Origin of the sequence: Bradyrhizobium genosp. P (genome assembly GCF_049949265.1) — a bacterium.
Classification (GTDB): domain Bacteria; phylum Pseudomonadota; class Alphaproteobacteria; order Rhizobiales; family Xanthobacteraceae; genus Bradyrhizobium.
Genome location: NZ_CP188195.1, coordinates 8,091,679 through 8,109,715 on the forward strand (window position 1 = coordinate 8,091,679; position 18,037 = coordinate 8,109,715).

Below are 18,037 nucleotides of genomic sequence, written 5' to 3' on the forward strand. Positions count from 1 at the left end.
GAGGCTAAGTCGAACGCTGCACTGCCGGCTTCTTGGCCTCGGCCCGCGCATCGCTGAGGTTGTGCGCGGTGTTGATCAGCGCGATGTGGGTCAGGGCCTGCGGGAAGTTGCCGGTCTGACGGCCGGGCCCGGAATCGAACTCCTCCGCCAGCAAGCCGACATCGTTGGCGACGGCCACGACACGGTCGAACATGATCTGCGCCTTGTCGATATTGCCTGCCAGCACATGGGCGTCGGCGAGCCAGAAACTGCAAGCCAGGAACGCGCCCTCGATCGGCTGCGTTTCATCGGACACCTCGCGCGGGTCGTGGCGCAGCACGAACCCATCACGCATCATGTATTTTTCGATCGCATCGATGGTGCCACGGATGCGCGGATCGGTGGGGGGCAGGAAGCCGACCGATGGCAGCAGCAGGAGGCTGGCATCGAGCAGCTTTGAGCCGTAGGATTCGACAAAGCTGTTGAGCTCGCGATCGAAGCCTTTCTGGCAGATGTCGCGATGAATGGCCTCGCGCACGGCGCGCCATTTGGCCAGCGACGCCCTGAGGCCGAAACGCTCCGCGCTCTTGATGGCGCGGTCGAAGGCCACCCAGCACATCACCTTGGAGAAGACATAGTGCCGGGGCTCGTCGCGGCGCTCCCAAATGCCATGATCCGGCTTGTCCCAGACATCGGCGAGATGATCGACCACCGTGCACTCCAGCGACCAGTTCTCCTCTTCGAGGTCCAGCTTGGCCATGCGGGATTGGTGGAAGGCGTCGATCAGCTCGCCATAGACGTCGAGCTGCAGCTGCGCATGCGCGGCATTGCCGACCCGCACCGGCTGCGCCCCCTCATAACCGGGCAGCCATTCGGCCTCCCATTCCAGCAGACGTCGCTCACCCATGATGCCGTACATGATCTGCATATCCGCCGGCATACCCGCCACCGCCCGCAACAGCCAGTTGTGCCAGGCCGCTGCCTCCTCGGTATAGCCTGAGTTCATCAGCGCCAGCAGCGTGAAGGTGGCGTCGCGCAGCCAGCAGAACCGGTAGTCCCAGTTTCTCAAACCACCGAGTTTTTCCGGTAACGATGTGGTCGGCGCCGCGACGATGCCACCGCTCGGCGCGAAGGTCAGCGCTTTCAGCGTGATCAGCGAGCGCATCACGAGGTCGTGGTGACGACCCCCGTCATAGGTCGAGCGGCCGGACCATTCGGTCCAGTAATCCTCGGTGTCCTTTAGCGCTGCCTCGGGATCGATCAGCGCCGGCACCGCGAGATGCGAAGGACCGTAGGTGAGCACAAACGGTACCATCTCGCCTTCACCGACTTCGAAGTCAGCGACCGTCGTCATGTCCTCACCGCGGGTCTCGACTGGCGTTCGCAGCACCGTCATGTCCGGCCCGCTGATCGCCAGTAGCCCCGGTCCGTCCGGATTCTTCTTTACCCAGGGAACGCCGATGCCGAAGCCGAAGCGAATAACCAGCTCCATGCGCATCTTCACGCGGCCACTGAGCCCGCGAACCATGCGGACAACATCGGAGGCGTCGCCGCGCGGCGGCATGAAATCGATCAGGGCGACCGCACCACTTTCGGTCTCGAACCGCGTCTCCAGGATCAGTGTATCGCCCTGGTAGCGGCGCGAGGACTTGCTGACTTTTTCGGCAGGCGCGACCAACCAGCGGCCATGCTTCGAGGTGCCGAGCAGCGCCGCGAAACAGGCATCGGAATCGAACGCCGGCCAGCACAACCAATCGATCGACCCGTCGCGGCCGACCAGCGCCGCGGTCTCGCAATCGCCGATCAGTCCGTAGTCTTCGATATGCAAGGGCAAACGCTGTGCTCCATGGCGGATCAGCCGCCGCGCGACCGCTCCTGAGTTGAGCGCTTGAGTGCATCGACGTCGATCGCCGATGACAGATGCTCGATCGAGACCGCAAGCCGCCGGCGCCAGTTCGGATGTTCGTTGACAGTGCCGGGGATGTTCGGTTGATCGACCAGACCGAGCAAATCCTCCATCGAAACCACCATCATGCGCGAATGGGTTCGCGCCAGGAAGCTTGCGACCGCATAGAGATCGTGGTTCTCGATGCCGTGCCGGCGCAACAGATCGTCGAGATGGCCGAGTGCATCCCAGCGCCCCTGGTCGGTTTCGCCGGGATCGATCCCGAGCGCCCGCTTGGTCTTGAGATCACTGAAGGACCGCCAGCCGGCATAGGTCGAGAGGTCGTGGGTGTTGAAGGTGACGAGCGCGTCCGCGATGTAATAGTCGGCGTTACGAAAGACGCCCGAGTCATCATGCTCGAACATCATCACCAGATATGACCAGATGCCCCAGCCGTTCATCTGCTCGCGAAAGCCCTCCGGCACCGTGCCGAGGTCCTCGCCGATGACGACGCAGCGACCGGCAACGCTCTCCAGCGCGGTCGCCCCCAGCAGCGCCTCGAACGGCATCTGCACATAGGCGCCGTTGGCCGGGCCAAAGCCGCGCGGCACGAGGTAAAGCCGTCGCAGTCCGAAGGCGTGGTCGAGCCTGACCGCACCGGCATGACGCATCGAGGCGCGCAACATCTCCCTGAACGGCTCGAAGGCGCGCAGCTCGAGGCCTGCGGCATTGAAGCCAGCGAGCCCCCAATCCTGACCAGCGGTGTTGAGCGGATCCGGTGGCGCTCCAACACCCAGATGACGCGAGATCGCGATCTGTTCATTCCACGCGTCGAAACCATCCGACTGAACGCCGACGGCGACGTCGAGATAAAGCCCGACCCGCATGCCGAGCTTGTGCGCAAGCGCCTGGCAGCCGCCAAGCTGCTGATCGGCGGTCCATTGCACGAATTCGACGAATTCAACTTCGGTGGCTGTATCGTTCGCGCCACGCAGCCTGGTGCAGGCCGCCTCATTGGGCTGCCGCCATTCGTCCGGCCATTCCCACCACGGCGTGTTGAGCTTGTGTCTCATCACCTCGAAACAGGCATAGCGCGACAGCAACTCGCCCTGCTCGCTGCGATAGGCTTCGAAAGCCTGGCGGCGGCCGCGGCCCGGCTTGGCCTTGAAAGCTGCGAAGGCCGCCCGCAACGCACGCCACTTCAGCGGGCCGACGGCGACATAATCGACGAGGTCACGGGTGCGCAGTTGCGCCAGCGCGGCCTGCGTCTCCGCGTCGATCTTGAATTCGGGGATTTTCTCGACGTCGATATAGAGACCGTTGAGGAACAGCCGGCTGTTCGGTGAGTACGGGCTGCAATCGCCGGGCCGGTCGTCAAACAGCGCGTGCAACGGATTGAGTCCGATACCGTCGGCGCCGACCTGTTGGGCGAATTTGAGCAGGCCCTGCAGGTCGGTGAAATCGCCGATACCCCAGTTGCGCGCGGACCGCACACCGTAGAGCTGAACGGCGATCAGCCAACAGCGGTCGAATTCACCGGCGAATGCCTTTTCCGGCGCGACCAGCAGCGGCAACGTTTCGCTGGTGCCTGACGCATCAGATACCTGCAGTCGATGCACGCCTTGAGGCAAATCCGCCGGCCAGGCGAGGCTGCGCTGGCGCGTCTCTCCCTCTGCGAGCAGCGCCGCGCCATCCGTAATCTTCCAGTGCACTGGAAGCCGGGCGGCCTCCCGCAGCTCGATTCGCGCGGCGTGGCCGGAGCGAATGACGACGGGCTCGGCGATGATCCGCCGCGCTGGCTCCGGCGGAAGCGCATCGAGGATCGCCGAAAGGGCCTCAGGCGTCGTCACACGGTGTTGACCGTGACCATCGATAAAGTCGGTCTGAATTCCCAGGGTCTTGGCTTTGGCGTAAAGGTCCATACGGCACGCTGCTTGCACGCAACGGTATTTGCGGTCGTTGCGAAATTGTCCAGATAGGGGAAAGGGTTAGACGATGCTTAACGCGCTGCCCCAGCCGGTGTTCCGAGGGAACCAATGCCCGGCGAGCGGCTTTCTATGTAGGTCTGGCGCGCCTCCTTCCCGCCGCTGCGACGTCATTTGCATTTCAATGGCGGCATCACCGTGAACAAAACTGCCCGACCTGTCGAGAGTGCCAGCGGCACTTTTCATATCACCGACGTCTATCCGTCGGTCGATTGCGGCCGTTTTGCAGTCAAGCGCATTGCCGGCGAGGCTGTCGAGGTGTGGGCCGATATCTACCGCGACGGACAGGCCGTGATATCAGCCGCGCTGGTGTGGCGGCACGAGGCGGCAGGCGAATGGCAGCGCATGCCGATGACGCTGCATGGCAACGACCGCTGGGGTGGTGCATTCGTCCCGGATCGGCCGGGCCGTTATGTCTACGCGATCGAGGCCTGGACTGACGAATTCGCCAATTGGCGGCAGCGTTTCGAGCTGCAGCAAACGAGCGGCAGCGACCTCACGCTGGATGCGATCGAAGGCGCGGGCATGCTGACCAAGGCGCATGCCGCCGGTCCGGCCGACGCCGCCGTGATCATCAAGCAATGCGAGATCTATCTCGCGACCGGCGAGCCTGGCGCGTTGCTGGCACCGGAATTGAAGCGGGCGATGGCCGATAGCCAGTATCGCGCCGATCTGACGCGGTCGCAGCTGTTTCCGCTCGTCGCCGACCGGCCGAGGGCGCGCTATGGCACCTGGTACCAGATGTTTCCGCGCAGCCAGGGCAACGTGCCGGGCGAGCATGCGACCTTCACCGATTGCATCGCGCGGCTGCCCGATATCGCGGCGATGGGCTTCGACGTCGTCCATCTCACGCCGATCCATCCGATCGGTGGAGCGCGTCGCAAGGGCCGCAACGATGCGGCAACGGCACTATCAGGCGATCCCGGCAGTCCCTACGCGATCGGCTCGGCCGATGGCGGCCACGACGCCGTGCATCCGCAACTCGGCACGCTGGATGATTTCCGCTCCTTCATCGCCGCGTGCCACGCGCGCGGCATGGAGGTCGCGCTCGACTTCGCCGTGCAGTGCTCGCCCGATCACCCCTGGGTGAAACAGCATCCGCAATGGTTCAAGCGGCGCCCGGATGGATCGATCCGCACCGCCGAACATCGCCCCCAGCGATGGGATGATGTCGTCACCCCCGACTTCGCCAACGAGGACGCCGGAGCGTTATGGCATGCGTTGCGCGACGTCGTGCTGTTCTGGGTCGACCAGGGCGTCAGGATCTTCCGCGTCGACAACCCGCACACCAAGCCGCTGCCGTTCTGGGAATGGCTGATCCGCGAGGTGGAGCGCCACGACGCGAACGTGCTTTTCCTCGCGGAAGCCTTCGCGCCGCCGAAATTGATGAAAGGTCTGGCCAAGCTCGGCTTCACACAATCCTATACCTATTTCACCTGGCGCACGCAGCGTGCGGAGCTCGAGCAGTATCTCGGTGAATTGATCGGCTACCCCGAGCGGGACTTCTTTCGGCCGAATTTCTTCGTCAACACACCCGACATCCTGCCCTTCCACCTGCAAATCGGCGAATCCTGGATGTTCAAGTCGCGTCTTGCGCTGGCCGCGACGCTATCGAGCAACTACGGTATCTACAGCGGCTTCGAGCTGCTGGAGCATGCGCCAATCCCCGGCCGGGAAGAATATCTCAACTCCGAGAAATACGAGATCAAGGTTCGGGACTGGCAGCAGCCTGGAAATATCAAGCCTTATGTCGCCGCGCTCAATCGGATCAGGCGCGGCAATTCGGCGCTGCAACAGACCGCCAATCTGCGCTTTATCGCACTCGAGGACGGCAATATGATCGGCTTCATCAAGGAATCGATCGACCAGAGCAATGTGGTCGTGGCCGCGATCGCACTGACGCGCGATGCGCGCGAGGTCTGGATTCCGCTCGGCGACTCCAAGGTCGGCCGCGGCGATGTGCGCTGTACCGTCACGGCCGTGGAGGATCTCGTCACCGGCGAGCGCCATACGCTCGAATGGGGCGGCGTGCGCCTGCGTATCGATCCCGAGCGCGATCCCGCGCTGTTGTTGCGCTGCGTGGCCTGAGGGAGCCATCATGAACGTATTCTCCACCGTCAATCCCAAGGAGAGAGTCGCGACCGAGACTGCGGACCAGCTTTGGTACAAGGATGCCATCATCTATCAGCTTCACGTCAAGGCCTTTGCCGACAGCAACAATGACGGCATCGGCGACTTTGCGGGGCTGACGGAGAAACTCGGCTATCTGCAGGAGCTCGGCGTCACCACGCTGTGGCTGTTGCCGTTCTATCCCTCCCCGGGCCGCGACGACGGCTACGACATCGGCGACTACGGCGACATCAATCCCGACTTTGGCACGATGAAGGATTTCAAGCGCTTCATCCAGGAGGCCAAGAAGCGGGGTCTGCGCGTCATCACCGAGCTCGTCATCAACCACACGTCCGACCAGCATGCCTGGTTCAAGCGCGCGCGCCGCAGCGCGCCGAACTCGAGCGCGCGGAGCTGGTATGTCTGGAGCGATACCGACCAGAAATATCCGGGCACGCGGATCATCTTCACCGACACCGAGAAGTCGAACTGGACCTGGGATCCGGAAGCCGGCCAGTTCTACTGGCACCGCTTCTTCTCGCACCAGCCGGACCTCAATTTCGACAATCCGCGTGTGGTGCGCGCCATCGTGCAGGTGATGAAGCGCTGGCTGGACACCGGCGTCGACGGCTTCCGGCTCGACGCCATTCCCTATCTGTGCGAGCGCGACGGCACCAACAACGAGAACCTGCCGGAGACGCATGCCATCATCAAGCAGCTGCGCCAGGAGCTCGACGCCTATGCCAAGGGCAAGGTGTTGCTCGCCGAGGCCAATCAATGGCCGGAGGACGTGCAGGAGTATTTCGGCCGCGGCGACGAATGCCACATGGCCTACCACTTTCCGCTGATGCCGCGGATCTACATGGCGATCGCCCAGGAGGACCGCTTTCCGATAACCGACATCCTGCGGCAGACGCCGGATATCCCGGCGGCCTGCCAATGGGCGCTGTTCCTGCGCAATCACGACGAGCTCACGCTGGAAATGGTCACCGATGTCGAGCGCGACTATCTGTGGTCGACCTATGCCAACGATCCGCGCGCCCGGATCAATGTCGGCATCCGCCGGCGGCTTGCGCCGCTGATGGACAATGACCGGCGCAAGATCGAGCTGATGAACTCGCTGCTGCTATCGTTCCCCGGCACACCGATCATCTATTACGGCGACGAGATCGGCATGGGCGATAACATCTATCTCGGCGACCGCAATGGCGTGCGGACGCCGATGCAGTGGTCGCCGGACCGCAACGGCGGCTTCTCGCGTGCCGATCCGGCGCGGCTGTACGCCCCGATGATCATGGACCCGGTCTACGGCTACGAGTCGGTCAACGTCGAGGCGCAGTCGCGCAGCCTGTCGTCGCTGCTGAGCGCCACCAAGCGGCTGATCGCGGTGCGCAAGTCGACGCTGGCGTTCGGGCGCGGCACCATGACCTTCATCCGCCCGGAGAACCGCTCGGTGCTGGCCTATGTACGTCAGCACCTGGGCGAGGTCATTCTGTGCGTCGCCAATCTGTCGCGATCGGCGCAGGCAACCGAGCTCGACCTCTCCGCCTTCAAGGGCCGTATTCCGCTCGAGATGCTCGGCCGGACACGCTTTCCGGCAATCGGCGAGCTGCCCTACATGATCACGCTCGCGCCTTACGGCTTCTACTGGTTCCAGCTGCAGGAGCGCGACAAGTCCGAACCGGTGGTTCCGCACGCGGTGCCGGAGTTCGAGACGCTGGTGGTACCGCTGAATTCGACCTGGATGTCATTGGCACGTACCCGCGGCGTGTTCGAGCACGATGTGCTGCCCGGCCATCTCGCGCGTACGCGCTGGTATCCGGAGCACTCCGCCCAGGCAATCCAGCCGACGCTGGTCTCCGCGATCCCGTTCTGCGACATCGGCGACAACCGGCCGTGGCTTGCCTGCTTCGAGACCACGCAACGCGGCACGACCAGCCGCTACGTGCTGCCGATGCAGATCGAGTGGGTGCGCTTCGACCGCGAACGCTATAACCCGCGCGCCTTCGCCGCGGTCCGCCAGGGCGCGCGCGAAGGCACGCTGCTCGATGTCGCCACCGACCAGATTTTCACCGGCCTGTTCCTGCGCAATCTGCGAGAACATCTGACGGTCGATGAAAGCGAACAGGGCGTGAAGCTCGAATTCCGGCCGACCAGCCGCTTTGCCGACAAGGCGATCCGGCAGCCGGACCGCATTCGCGTCTACGAAAACGATCAGCCGCACTCGACCGCGCTGGTCGACAACGAATACGTCACCAAGATCTACCGGAAGCTCGAGGTCGGCATCAATCCGGAAATCGAGATCGGCCGCTTCCTCACCGAGATGGTGGGTTTTCCCAACAGCCCCGCTTTGCTCGGCACCGCCGAACTGATCGAGGGCGACAAACGCAGCGCGATCGCGGTTCTGCATGCCTTCGTGGTCAACCAGGGCGATCTCTGGACCGTCGCGGCCGGCCGCCTCGACCAATTCGTCGACACGCAGCGTCTGCTGGCCGCCAGCCAGCACCCGGCCGAAAGCGACGACCAGGGATCCTATCTGCACTATATGTCGCAGAGCGGAAAACGCCTGGCCGAGCTGCATCTCGCACTTGCCGGCAACAGAGACCTGCCGGATTTTGCGCCGGAGCCGACCCGGCCCGAGGATCTACAGCGCTGGAGCCGCGAGATCATGGCGCGCGCCGAGCGCGTGTTCGACACGCTGAAGCAGCGGCGCGACACCCTGAAGGACCCCAACCGTCTGCTGGCCGACCAGTTGCTGGCCCAGCACGATAGACTGCCGGACCGGCTGAAGGCGCTGCTGCCACGCGACATCGACGGACTCAACATCCGCCATCATGGCGACCTCCATCTCGGCCAGGTGCTGGTCGTCAAGGACGATGTCTTCATCATCGATTTCGATGGAGGACCGGGCCGCACCATCGCTGAACGGCGTCGCAAGGCGCCGGCCGCGCGCGATGTCGCCAGCCTCATCCGCTCGATCGACTACGCGACGACGGCTGCCCTGGAGCGAGCGCTCAAGGTCGCCACCGACGAAAACGGCAAATTAAGCCTCGCTTTGGCGGAATGGCGCGATCGCGCGGCGGCGGCCTTCCTCGGCGCCTATCGCGAGACCATGGCCGGCCAGCGCCTGTGGCCTACCGACGCCAAGGCCGCCGAGCGCCTGCTCAACTTTTTCCTGCTTGAGAAAGCCTTCTACGAGATCGAATATGAACTCGCCAACCGGCCGGATTGGCTGCGGGTCCCACTGACTGGCCTGTTGAGGATTCTGGCGCAACAGCCGCATGAGGTTGCATGACCAAATTGCCCGCCGAAGCCTATGCCATCATCGAGGGCCGTCACGCGGATCCCTTCCATTATCTCGGCCTCCACACCGAGGGAGATCGCAAGGTCGTCCGCGCGTTCCTGCCGGACGCAACCAATGTCGAGGCGATCGGCGAGCATGGCGAGACCGCGCCGCTCGCCCGGATTCATGACGCCGGCCTGTTCGCCGGCCCGCTGCCGAACGGCTCGACGCGCTACCAGCTTCGCGCACGCTTCGGCGACAACGTCGTCGAGTTTGAGGACGCCTACCGGTTTCCGCCGATCCTGAGCGATTTCGACCTCTATCTGCTCGGCGAGGGCACCCATCAGCGCGTCTACGACACGCTCGGCGCGCATCCGATGACACTCGACGGCGTCGAGGGGGTGGGCTTCGTGGTGCTGGCCCCGAACGCGCGACGGGTCAGCCTGGTCGGCGACTTCAATTTCTGGGATCCGCGGCGCCATCCGATGCGCGTCCGTGGCGCCGGCTATTGGGAGTTGTTCATTCCGCGCGCGCGCGTCGGCGACCACTACAAATTCGACATCGTCGGACGAAACGGCCAGCATCTGCCACTGAAGTCCGATCCCCTTGCCTTCGCCACCGAGGTCCGGCCGAAGACCGCCTCGATCGTGTACGATGAGCGCACGATCCCGCATCCGCGCCCCGCTCCCGACGGCATCAATGCGCTGCGGGCTCCGGTATCGATCTATGAAGTCCATCTCGGCTCATGGCGGCGCAAGGGTCACAACGAGTGGCTGACCTACCGCGAGATGGCGGAGCAGCTCCCGGCATACGCCCGCGATATGGGCTTCACCCATATCGAATTCATGCCGGTCAGCGAGCATCCGTTCGACGGATCCTGGGGCTATCAGCCGACCGGGCTGTTCGCGCCGACCAGCCGCTTCGGTTCGCCGGACGATTTTGCCGCACTGGTCGATGCCTGCCATCGCGAGGGACTGGCCGTGCTGCTCGACTGGGTCCCGGGGCATTTCCCCGACGATCCCCACGGGCTCGGCCGTTTCGACGGGACCGCGCTCTACGAGCATGCCAATCCGCTGCAGGGCCGCCATCTCGACTGGGGCACCCTGATCTACAATTACGGGCGCACCGAGGTCACCAACCTTCTGGTATCGAACGCGCTGTTCTGGCTCGATCGTTACGGCATCGACGGCCTGCGCGTCGACGCCGTCGCCTCCATGCTCTATCTCGACTACAGCCGTCCCGCCGGCGGCTGGATCCCGAACAAATATGGCGGTCGGGAAAACATAGAGGCCATCGACTTCCTCCGCCGCTTCAACACCGAGGTGTTCGCACGCTTTCCGCAGGCGACGACGGCGGCCGAGGAATCGACCGCATGGCCGCAAGTGTCGCGCCCCGTCGAATTTGGCGGGCTCGGCTTCGGCTATAAATGGAACATGGGCTGGATGCACGACACGCTGAAATACATCGGCAAGGATCCGATCCACCGCAAACACCATCACGGCGATATCCTGTTCGGCCTGCAATACGCCTTCTCGGAAAACTTTATCCTGCCGCTGTCGCATGACGAAGTCGTGCACGGCAAGCGCTCGATCCTGGGGCGGATGCCCGGCGACGACTGGCAGCGCTTTGCCAATCTGCGCGCTTACTACAGCTTCATGTTCGGTCATCCCGGCAAGAAGCTGATGTTCATGGGCTGCGAATTCGGCCAGGAGCGCGAGTGGGATCACGATCACTCGCTGGATTGGCATCTGACCGAGCAGCCGAAACATGCCGGCGTCCAGAACCTGATCCGCGACCTCAACCGCCTCTATCGCGCGCTGCCGGCGCTGCACGAGCTGGACTGCGACCAGGCCGGGTTCGAATGGGTGATCACCAACGACGCCAACAACAATCTGTTCGCCTGGATCCGAAAGGGCAGTGGCGCGCGCTCGCGCTGCCTCGTGGTCGTGAACTTCTCGCCCAACGTCTATCGCAACTATCGCGTCCGCGTTCCGTTCGCCGGCAAGTGGCACGAGGTGCTCAACTCGGATTCCGCGCATTACGGCGGCAGCAATGTCGGCAACATCGGCGAGGTCCGCGCCTCGGAGGGCGCAACGCCCGAGCTGAGCCTGACCATTCCCCCGCTGGCTGCGATCTTCCTCGTACCGGAAAGCTGATTCATGCGATTGACCGAGGGGACGTCCTCGCGGCTTGGCGCCAGCTGGGACGGCAGGGGTACTAACTTTGCGCTGTTCTCCGCCAACGCGGAGAAGGTCGAGCTATGCCTGTTCGACGGCCAGGGCCGCCGCGAGCTCGAGCGGGTCGAATTACCCGAGCGCACCGAGGACATCTGGCACGGCTATCTCAACGACGTTTCGCCGGGTCAGCTCTACGGCTATCGTGTCTACGGCGCCTATGCGCCGGAGCGCGGCCATCGTTTCAATCCGAACAAGCTGCTGCTCGATCCCTATGCCAAGCGGCTAGCCGGGCGGCTGGTCTGGAGCGATGCGCATTTCGCCTACCGCACCGGCAGCGCGCGCGAGGACCTTTCGTTCGACCGGCGCGACAACGCCCGCGGCATGCCGAAGGCCGTGGTGGTCGATGAGACCTTCAACTGGGGACGCCGCGAGATTCGTCCGCATATCCTCTGGGAAGACACCATCATCTATGAGGCCCACATCAAAGGCCTGACGCAGAAGCGCGAAGACGTACCGCCGGGTTTGCGTGGCACCTATGGCGGCTTGTCGTCGCCCGCGATGATCGAACACCTCAAGCGGCTCGGCGTGACCACCGTGGAGCTGTTGCCGATCCACGGGCTGATCGACGACCGTACGCTGGTCGAGAAGAAGCTCGTGAACTACTGGGGTTATAACACCATCGCGTTCTTCGCACCGGAGGCGCGCTACGCCCAGGACAATGCGCTGGATTCCTTCCGCACCACGGTGGCGCGGCTGCACGACGCCGGCATCGAGGTGCTGCTCGACGTCGTCTACAACCACACCGCCGAGGGCAACCATATGGGCCCGACGCTGTGCTTCCGCGGCATCGACAATGCCTCCTATTACTGGCTGAACCGCGAGAATCCGCGCTTTTACGACGACTTCACCGGCTGCGGCAGCTCGGTCAACCTCACCCATCCGCGCGTGCTGCAGATGGTAATGGACTCGCTGCGCTACTGGGTCGAGGTCTGCCATGTCGACGGCTTCCGCTTCGATCTCGCGACAACGCTGGCGCGCGGGCCGAATGGTTTCGATCGCGGTCATTCATTCCTGACAGCGGTTCGCCAGGACCCGGTGCTGGCAACCGTGAAGATGGTCGCAGAGCCCTGGGACCTCGGCCTCGGCGGCTATCAGGTCGGCGCGTTTCCGTCGCAATGGTCGGAGTGGAACGATCGTTATCGCAGCGCGATGCGGCGCTACTGGAGCGGCGAAGGCAGCCTGATCGGCGAAATCTCGGGCCGCATGACCGCCTCCTCGGACCTGTTCCACCATGACAACCGCGCGACCCGCGCCGGCATCAACCACATCACGGTGCATGACGGGTTCACGCTGGCTGATCTGTTCAGCTACAACGAAAAGCACAATGAGGCGAATGGCGAGGACAATCGCGACGGCTCCAACGACAATCACTCCAACAATTGCGGCCATGAGGGCCCGACCGACGATCCCGCCATCAACGCGCTGCGCCGTCAGCTCCGGAAGAACCAGCTCGCCTGCCTCCTGCTCGCACAAGGAACCCCGCTGATGCTGGCCGGTGACGAGGTCGCCAACACCCAGGACGGCAATAACAATGCCTATTGCCAGGACAACGAGATCGGCTGGATCGGCTGGGACAATCTCGGCAAGGATGACGACTTCACCGATTTCATCGGCCACCTGACCGCGCTGCGCCGCCGCTTCGGCCAGATCCGCTGCCAGCGCTGGCTCGACGGCCGCCGCGCCGACGGTAGCTACGGCGTGCTGTGGCTGACACCGTCGGCCGACGAGATGACGGAGTCGGACTGGAAATTCCCCGAAGGCCGGTTCCTCGCCTTCGTGCTCGGACCGGTGGAACAGGAACAGGCGCCGATCTTTATCGTGCTGAACGCCACGCCCGAGGAGATCGCATTCAAGATGCCGAAAATGCCGGATTACAAGAGCTGGCAGCAGGTGCTGAACACCTCCGGGAGCCAGCAGGACGGCGCCGCCTTTGCCTCGAGCACCGACAGCAAGGCGCCGCCGCGTTCGGTGCTGGCATTTGCAGGCTCAGCATGAATGCCCGTCACTTTGGCCCCGAGCTAACCCACGACGGCACGCGCTTCCGGCTGTGGGCGCCGGCGGCAAAGCGCGTCGACGTGTTGCTCGACCGCCCGCACGCGCTGACACGCGACGCTGCCGGCTGGTACATCACAACTGAGGTCCCGGGCACGGGCGCAGGCGCGCACTACAAATTCCGCATCGATGACGAGATCGATGTGCCCGATCCGGCGTCCGCATTCCAGCCCAACGACGTCTTCGGCCCGAGCGAAGTGATCGACCACGCTGCCTTCAAATGGCGCGCCACGGGTTGGCGTGGGCGTCCCTGGCACGAAGCCGTCGTTCTCGAGGCCCATGTCGGCACCTTCACGCCCGAAGGCACCTATCGCGCCATGATCGACAAGCTCGATCATCTGGTCGCAACCGGCATCACCGCGCTTGAACTGATGCCGCTTGCGGATTTCGCGGGCAAACGCAACTGGGGTTATGACGGCGTGCTGTGGTACGCGCCCGACAGCGCCTATGGGCGGCCCGAAGACCTGAAGACCCTGATCGACGAGGCGCATCTGCGCGGGCTGATGGTGATGCTCGACGTGGTCTATAACCACTTCGGCCCCGAAGGAAACTATCTCGGCCGCTATGCGCCGACATTCTTTACCGACACCAAAACGCCGTGGGGCAGCGCGATCGACTATCGCATTCCCGAGGTGCACGCCTTCGCGATCGAAAACGCATTGTCCTGGCTGCGCAACTATCGCTTCGACGGACTGCGACTCGATGCCGTCGATACCATCATCGACGAGGACGGCGTTTCAGTCCTGCGTGACCTCAGCGTTGCCGCTGGACGGCTCGCTGCCGAGACTGGCCGGCACATCAACCTCGTGCTCGAGAACGGCGAAAATCGCGCCAGTCTCCTTGACGCCTCGGAAGGTCCACCGCACGGCAAATATCGCGCACAGTGGAACGACGACTACCATCATGTGTGGCGCGTGATCTTGACGGGTGAAACCCAGGGCTACTACGCCGACTATCAGCACACTCCGCTGCACCAGCTCGCCCGCGCACTGTCATCCGGCTACGTCTATCAAGGCGATATCTCGGCCTTCAGGCGCGGTAAGCGCCGCGGCGAGCCGAGCGGGAAGCTGCCGCCGACCTGCTTCATCAATTTTCTGCAAAACCACGACCAGATCGGCAACCGCCCGTTCGGCGATCGTCTGGTGACCACCGCAAAGCCGGCCGCGCTGGAGGCTGCACTCGCGGTGACGCTGATCGCACCGGCGGCGCCGATGCTGTTCATGGGCGAGGAATGGGGTGCGACATCGCCGTTTCCGTTCTTCTGCGACTTCAAGGGTGATCTTGCTGATGCGGTCCGCAACGGACGCCGCAAGGAGTTCGCTTGGGCATTCGCGAAATATGGCGACGACATTCCCGATCCGCTCGCTGAGTCGACGGCGCGATCGGCCGTGCTTGATTGGTCGGCGCGCGAGCAGGGCCCGGGCCGCACGCGGCTGGGGCTCGTGCGCGACCTGCTCGGCGTTCGCCATCGCGAAATCATCCCAAGGCTTGTGGCAGCGCGCTTCGGCGACGCCCTTGTCACGGGCGACTTGTTGACCGCGCACTGGCGGATGGGCGACGGCAGCACGCTACGGCTTGCAGCCAACCTGTCGGATCGCGAGATCACTGGCCTGCCGGAGACGACGGAACGCCTGATCTGGGGTAACGCGCCGCCGGGCGGCATGCCCGCCTGGTCGGTGCGCTGGCACATCGGATAGCACCATGCCTCCGGCGATTCCGATCGCGACATACCGCCTGCAGCTGACGGCCGATTTCGACTTCGACGCCGCCGCGCACGTGACGCCGTATCTGAAGGCGCTCGGCATCAGCCACGTCTATGCGTCGCCCTTCACGAAGGCGCGCAAGGGCTCGACCCACGGCTATGATGTCGTCGACCACACCAAGTTCAATCCGGAGCTCGGCGGCGAGGAGGGCTTTGCGCGGTTCAGCGACGCGTTGAAGCGCAACGACCTCGGCCTGATCCTCGATTTCGTGCCGAACCATGTCGGCGTGCACTTTGCCGACAATCCATGGTGGCTCGACGTGCTCGAATGGGGGCCGGCCTCGCCGCACGCAGTCTCCTTCGACATCGATTGGGACCTGCTGCCCTATCGTGGCCGCGGCGGCGTGCTGCTGCCGATTCTCGGATCATCCTATGGCCGTGCGCTGGAAAGTGGCGAGATCGAATTGCGCTACGACGCCGGCGACGGCAGCTTCTCCGCCTGGTATTTCGAGCACCGGCTGCCGATCGCCCCGGAACGCTATGGTGAGGTATTGCGGGCCATTGTCCGGGAGGCCGGCGCGGAGGACAGCGTGGCCGGACGGGCCATGCTCGTCCTCGCCGCGCGATACAGGGGGCTACGCCACCCGAACCGCGCTGAGGCCCCGGCACTCAAGGGAGCGATCAGGGAGATCGAGGGCGGCGCCGACATCATCGTGCGCGGTCTCGCCGCCTATCGTGCCGGCGAGGACCGCGCGGCCCAAACGCTCGCTTTGCATCATCTGCTCGAACGTCAACACTACAAGCTCGGCCACTGGCGGCTCGCGTCCAGCGACATCAACTACCGCCGCTTCTTCGACGTCAACACACTGGCGGGCCTGCGGGTCGAGGATGCCTATACTTTCGAAGCGAGCCACAGCCTGGTGAAGCGGCTGATTGCGGAAGACCGGCTGCAGGGTCTCCGGCTCGATCACATCGATGGCCTGCGCGATCCGGCGCAGTACTTCCAGCGCCTGCGCCGGCTGATCCGATCGGCGCAAGGCGCGAAGACGAAGCCGTTCTACATGGTGGTCGAGAAGATCCTCGGCGAGGACGAGAAGCTGCCCGCGTTCAGTGGCGTCGACGGCACGACCGGCTACGAATGGATGAACGTGATCAGCCAGGTGCTGGTCGACGGCAGTGGGCTCGACCCCCTCAACGAGGTCTGGCGCCAGGTCAGCAACCAGTCGCCCAATCTGGCGCCGGTGCTGCGCGACGCCAAACGCCGGGTGCTCGAGACGCTGCTGACCAGCGAATTCACCGTGCTCGTGCGACTGCTGGCGCGGATCGCCAGCGGCCATTATTCGACCCGCGACTTTTCTGCCGACAGTCTGCGCCAGGCGCTCGAACTCTACGTGCTGCACTTCCCGGTCTATCGCACCTATCTGACACCGTCGGGCGCGAAGGCGCATGACCGCGCACTGATCAACGACACGATCGCGCATGCGCGCGCCGACTGGTTCGCGGCCGACGAAGGTATCTTCGATTTCCTGCGCGATGCCCTGACCATGGATTTGCTCAAGCCCGGCCGGCCGCCGCACGGCGCGCCGCGGGTCCGCCGTTTCGCGCTGAAGGTCCAGCAGTTCACCGGCCCGATGATGGCAAAGTCGCTGGAGGACACGGCCTTCTATCGCTATCACCGCCTGCTGGCGCTGAACGAGGTCGGCGGCGATCCCGCGGCGCGCGCGCTTTCGGCGGACCGCTTCCACACGATGATGCAGGGCCGCGCCCGCGAATGGCCGCATGGCATGACGGCGACCGCAACCCACGACACCAAGCGCGGCGAGGACGCCCGCACGCGGATCATGGCGCTGGCCGAGATCCCCGGCGAATGGACCAGCGCGGTCGCACGCTGGAAGGTGCTGAACGCGCCGCACCTCGTGCTCGACGGCGAGATGCGCGCACCATCGGCGACCTTCGAGTATATGCTGTATCAGGCGCTGATCGGCGCGTGGGAGCCGGACGACGCATCCTTTGTCGAGCGCATGCAGGCCTATGCCTTGAAGGCGGCACGCGAAGGCAAGCAGGAGACGAGCTGGCTCAATCCGCATCAAGCTTATGAAGACGGCGTCAAGATCTTCATTGAACGGATCCTGGATCGCAAGATTTCGGCCGAGTTCCTGGATTCGCTGGGGATGCTGGCACAACGCACGGCTCGAATCGGTGCGTTGAACTCGCTCAGCCAGATCACGCTGAAGGCGACCATGCCGGGCGTGCCGGATTTCTATCAGGGCACTGAGCTGTGGGATTTCTCGCTGGTCGATCCCGACAACCGCCGGCCGGTCGATTTTGCGGAACGCTCAAAGCTGCTTCCCTCGGTGGAAGCTCCTGATTGGGACGCACTCGCACAAACCTGGCATGACGGCCGCCTGAAATTTGCATGGACGCGGCATCTGCTGCGACTGCGGAACGAAATGTCTGACCTCTTCGCCAGCGGCGAGTATGAGCCGATCGAGGTGAGCGGACCGCATCGCGACCACGTTATCGCGTTCGCCCGGCGGCACGGCCGCGATGCGGTCATCGTCGCAGTGGCAAGATGGTTTGCCCCGTTCACGCAAAGCGGGCGGGCTTGGCCGCGTCCGGAGGCCTTCGACGGCGCGATCGATGTGACGGGGTATGCGACGGAGGGCGGAGCGAACAGGCTTCAGCTTTCGACGCTCTTCGAACAGCTGCCCGTTGCGGTGCTGAGAGCAAGGGCTCCAGCCAAGCGGACATCAAAGCGAAAGCAGAGCCGTCCGTAAAAGCGCGGAGGCCGTCCGGGATCGACGG

General features: G+C 64.1%; 8 protein-coding genes. 6 read left to right on the top strand and 2 right to left on the bottom strand.

Annotated features, from left to right (window positions below; all coding sequences use genetic code 11):
* Window positions 1-4: 4 nt before the first annotated feature.
* Together ACP2YO_RS38895 and malQ are read right to left on the bottom strand one after the other, a co-directional pair.
* A complete protein-coding gene (locus ACP2YO_RS38895; protein ID WP_426436379.1) occupies window positions 5-1,813 on the bottom strand; it encodes a glycoside hydrolase family 15 protein in 1,809 nt (602 codons plus the stop codon).
* Window positions 1,814-1,833: 20 nt separating this feature from the next.
* Window positions 1,834-3,786, bottom strand: coding sequence for a 4-alpha-glucanotransferase (malQ, locus tag ACP2YO_RS38900; RefSeq protein ID WP_426436381.1), 1,953 nt, complete (start codon window positions 3,784-3,786; stop codon window positions 1,834-1,836).
* A 201-nt stretch (window positions 3,787-3,987) separates the two neighbouring features.
* Between malQ and ACP2YO_RS38905 the strand changes: the two genes are divergently transcribed.
* Genes ACP2YO_RS38905 through treY form a run of 6 tightly spaced genes read left to right on the top strand, consistent with a single transcriptional unit; the run spans window position 3,988 to window position 18,009 of the window.
* Window positions 3,988-5,937 (top strand): alpha-1,4-glucan--maltose-1-phosphate maltosyltransferase, encoded by a 1,950-nt coding sequence (locus ACP2YO_RS38905; protein ID WP_426436383.1) that lies wholly within the window; start codon window positions 3,988-3,990, stop codon window positions 5,935-5,937.
* A 10-nt stretch (window positions 5,938-5,947) separates the two neighbouring features.
* Complete coding sequence (treS, locus tag ACP2YO_RS38910) at window positions 5,948-9,253, top strand: maltose alpha-D-glucosyltransferase (protein ID WP_426436385.1); 3,306 nt, start codon at window positions 5,948-5,950, stop codon at window positions 9,251-9,253.
* Window positions 9,250-11,397 carry a 1,4-alpha-glucan branching protein GlgB gene (gene glgB, locus ACP2YO_RS38915; RefSeq protein WP_426436387.1) on the top strand — a complete coding sequence of 716 codons (2,148 nt, stop codon included), beginning with the start codon at window positions 9,250-9,252 and terminating at the stop codon, window positions 11,395-11,397. The genes treS and glgB overlap by 4 nt, the downstream gene beginning before the upstream one ends.
* Window positions 11,398-11,400: 3 nt before the next feature.
* A complete protein-coding gene (gene glgX, locus ACP2YO_RS38920; protein ID WP_426436389.1) occupies window positions 11,401-13,473 on the top strand; it encodes a glycogen debranching protein GlgX in 2,073 nt (690 codons plus the stop codon).
* Window positions 13,470-15,227: a malto-oligosyltrehalose trehalohydrolase gene (treZ, locus tag ACP2YO_RS38925; RefSeq protein WP_426436391.1), complete on the top strand. Its 1,758-nt coding sequence runs from the start codon at window positions 13,470-13,472 to the stop codon at window positions 15,225-15,227. The genes glgX and treZ overlap by 4 nt, the downstream gene beginning before the upstream one ends.
* A gap of 4 nt (window positions 15,228-15,231) precedes the next feature.
* Window positions 15,232-18,009, top strand: coding sequence for a malto-oligosyltrehalose synthase (treY, locus tag ACP2YO_RS38930; protein WP_426436393.1), 2,778 nt, complete (start codon window positions 15,232-15,234; stop codon window positions 18,007-18,009).
* The last annotated feature ends 28 nt before the right edge of the window (window positions 18,010-18,037 follow it).

What these genes read in the sequence shown, in the direction of transcription:
- malQ (WP_426436381.1), bottom strand. Translation starts at nt 3,786, where the DNA reads ATGGACCTTTACGCCAAAGCCAAGACCCTGGGAATTCAGACCGACTTT.
- treS (WP_426436385.1), top strand. Translation starts at nt 5,948, where the DNA reads ATGAACGTATTCTCCACCGTCAATCCCAAGGAGAGAGTCGCGACCGAG.
- glgB (WP_426436387.1), top strand. Translation starts at nt 9,250, where the DNA reads ATGACCAAATTGCCCGCCGAAGCCTATGCCATCATCGAGGGCCGTCAC.
- glgX (WP_426436389.1), top strand. Translation starts at nt 11,401, where the DNA reads ATGCGATTGACCGAGGGGACGTCCTCGCGGCTTGGCGCCAGCTGGGAC.
- treZ (WP_426436391.1), top strand. Translation starts at nt 13,470, where the DNA reads ATGAATGCCCGTCACTTTGGCCCCGAGCTAACCCACGACGGCACGCGC.
- treY (WP_426436393.1), top strand. Translation starts at nt 15,232, where the DNA reads ATGCCTCCGGCGATTCCGATCGCGACATACCGCCTGCAGCTGACGGCC.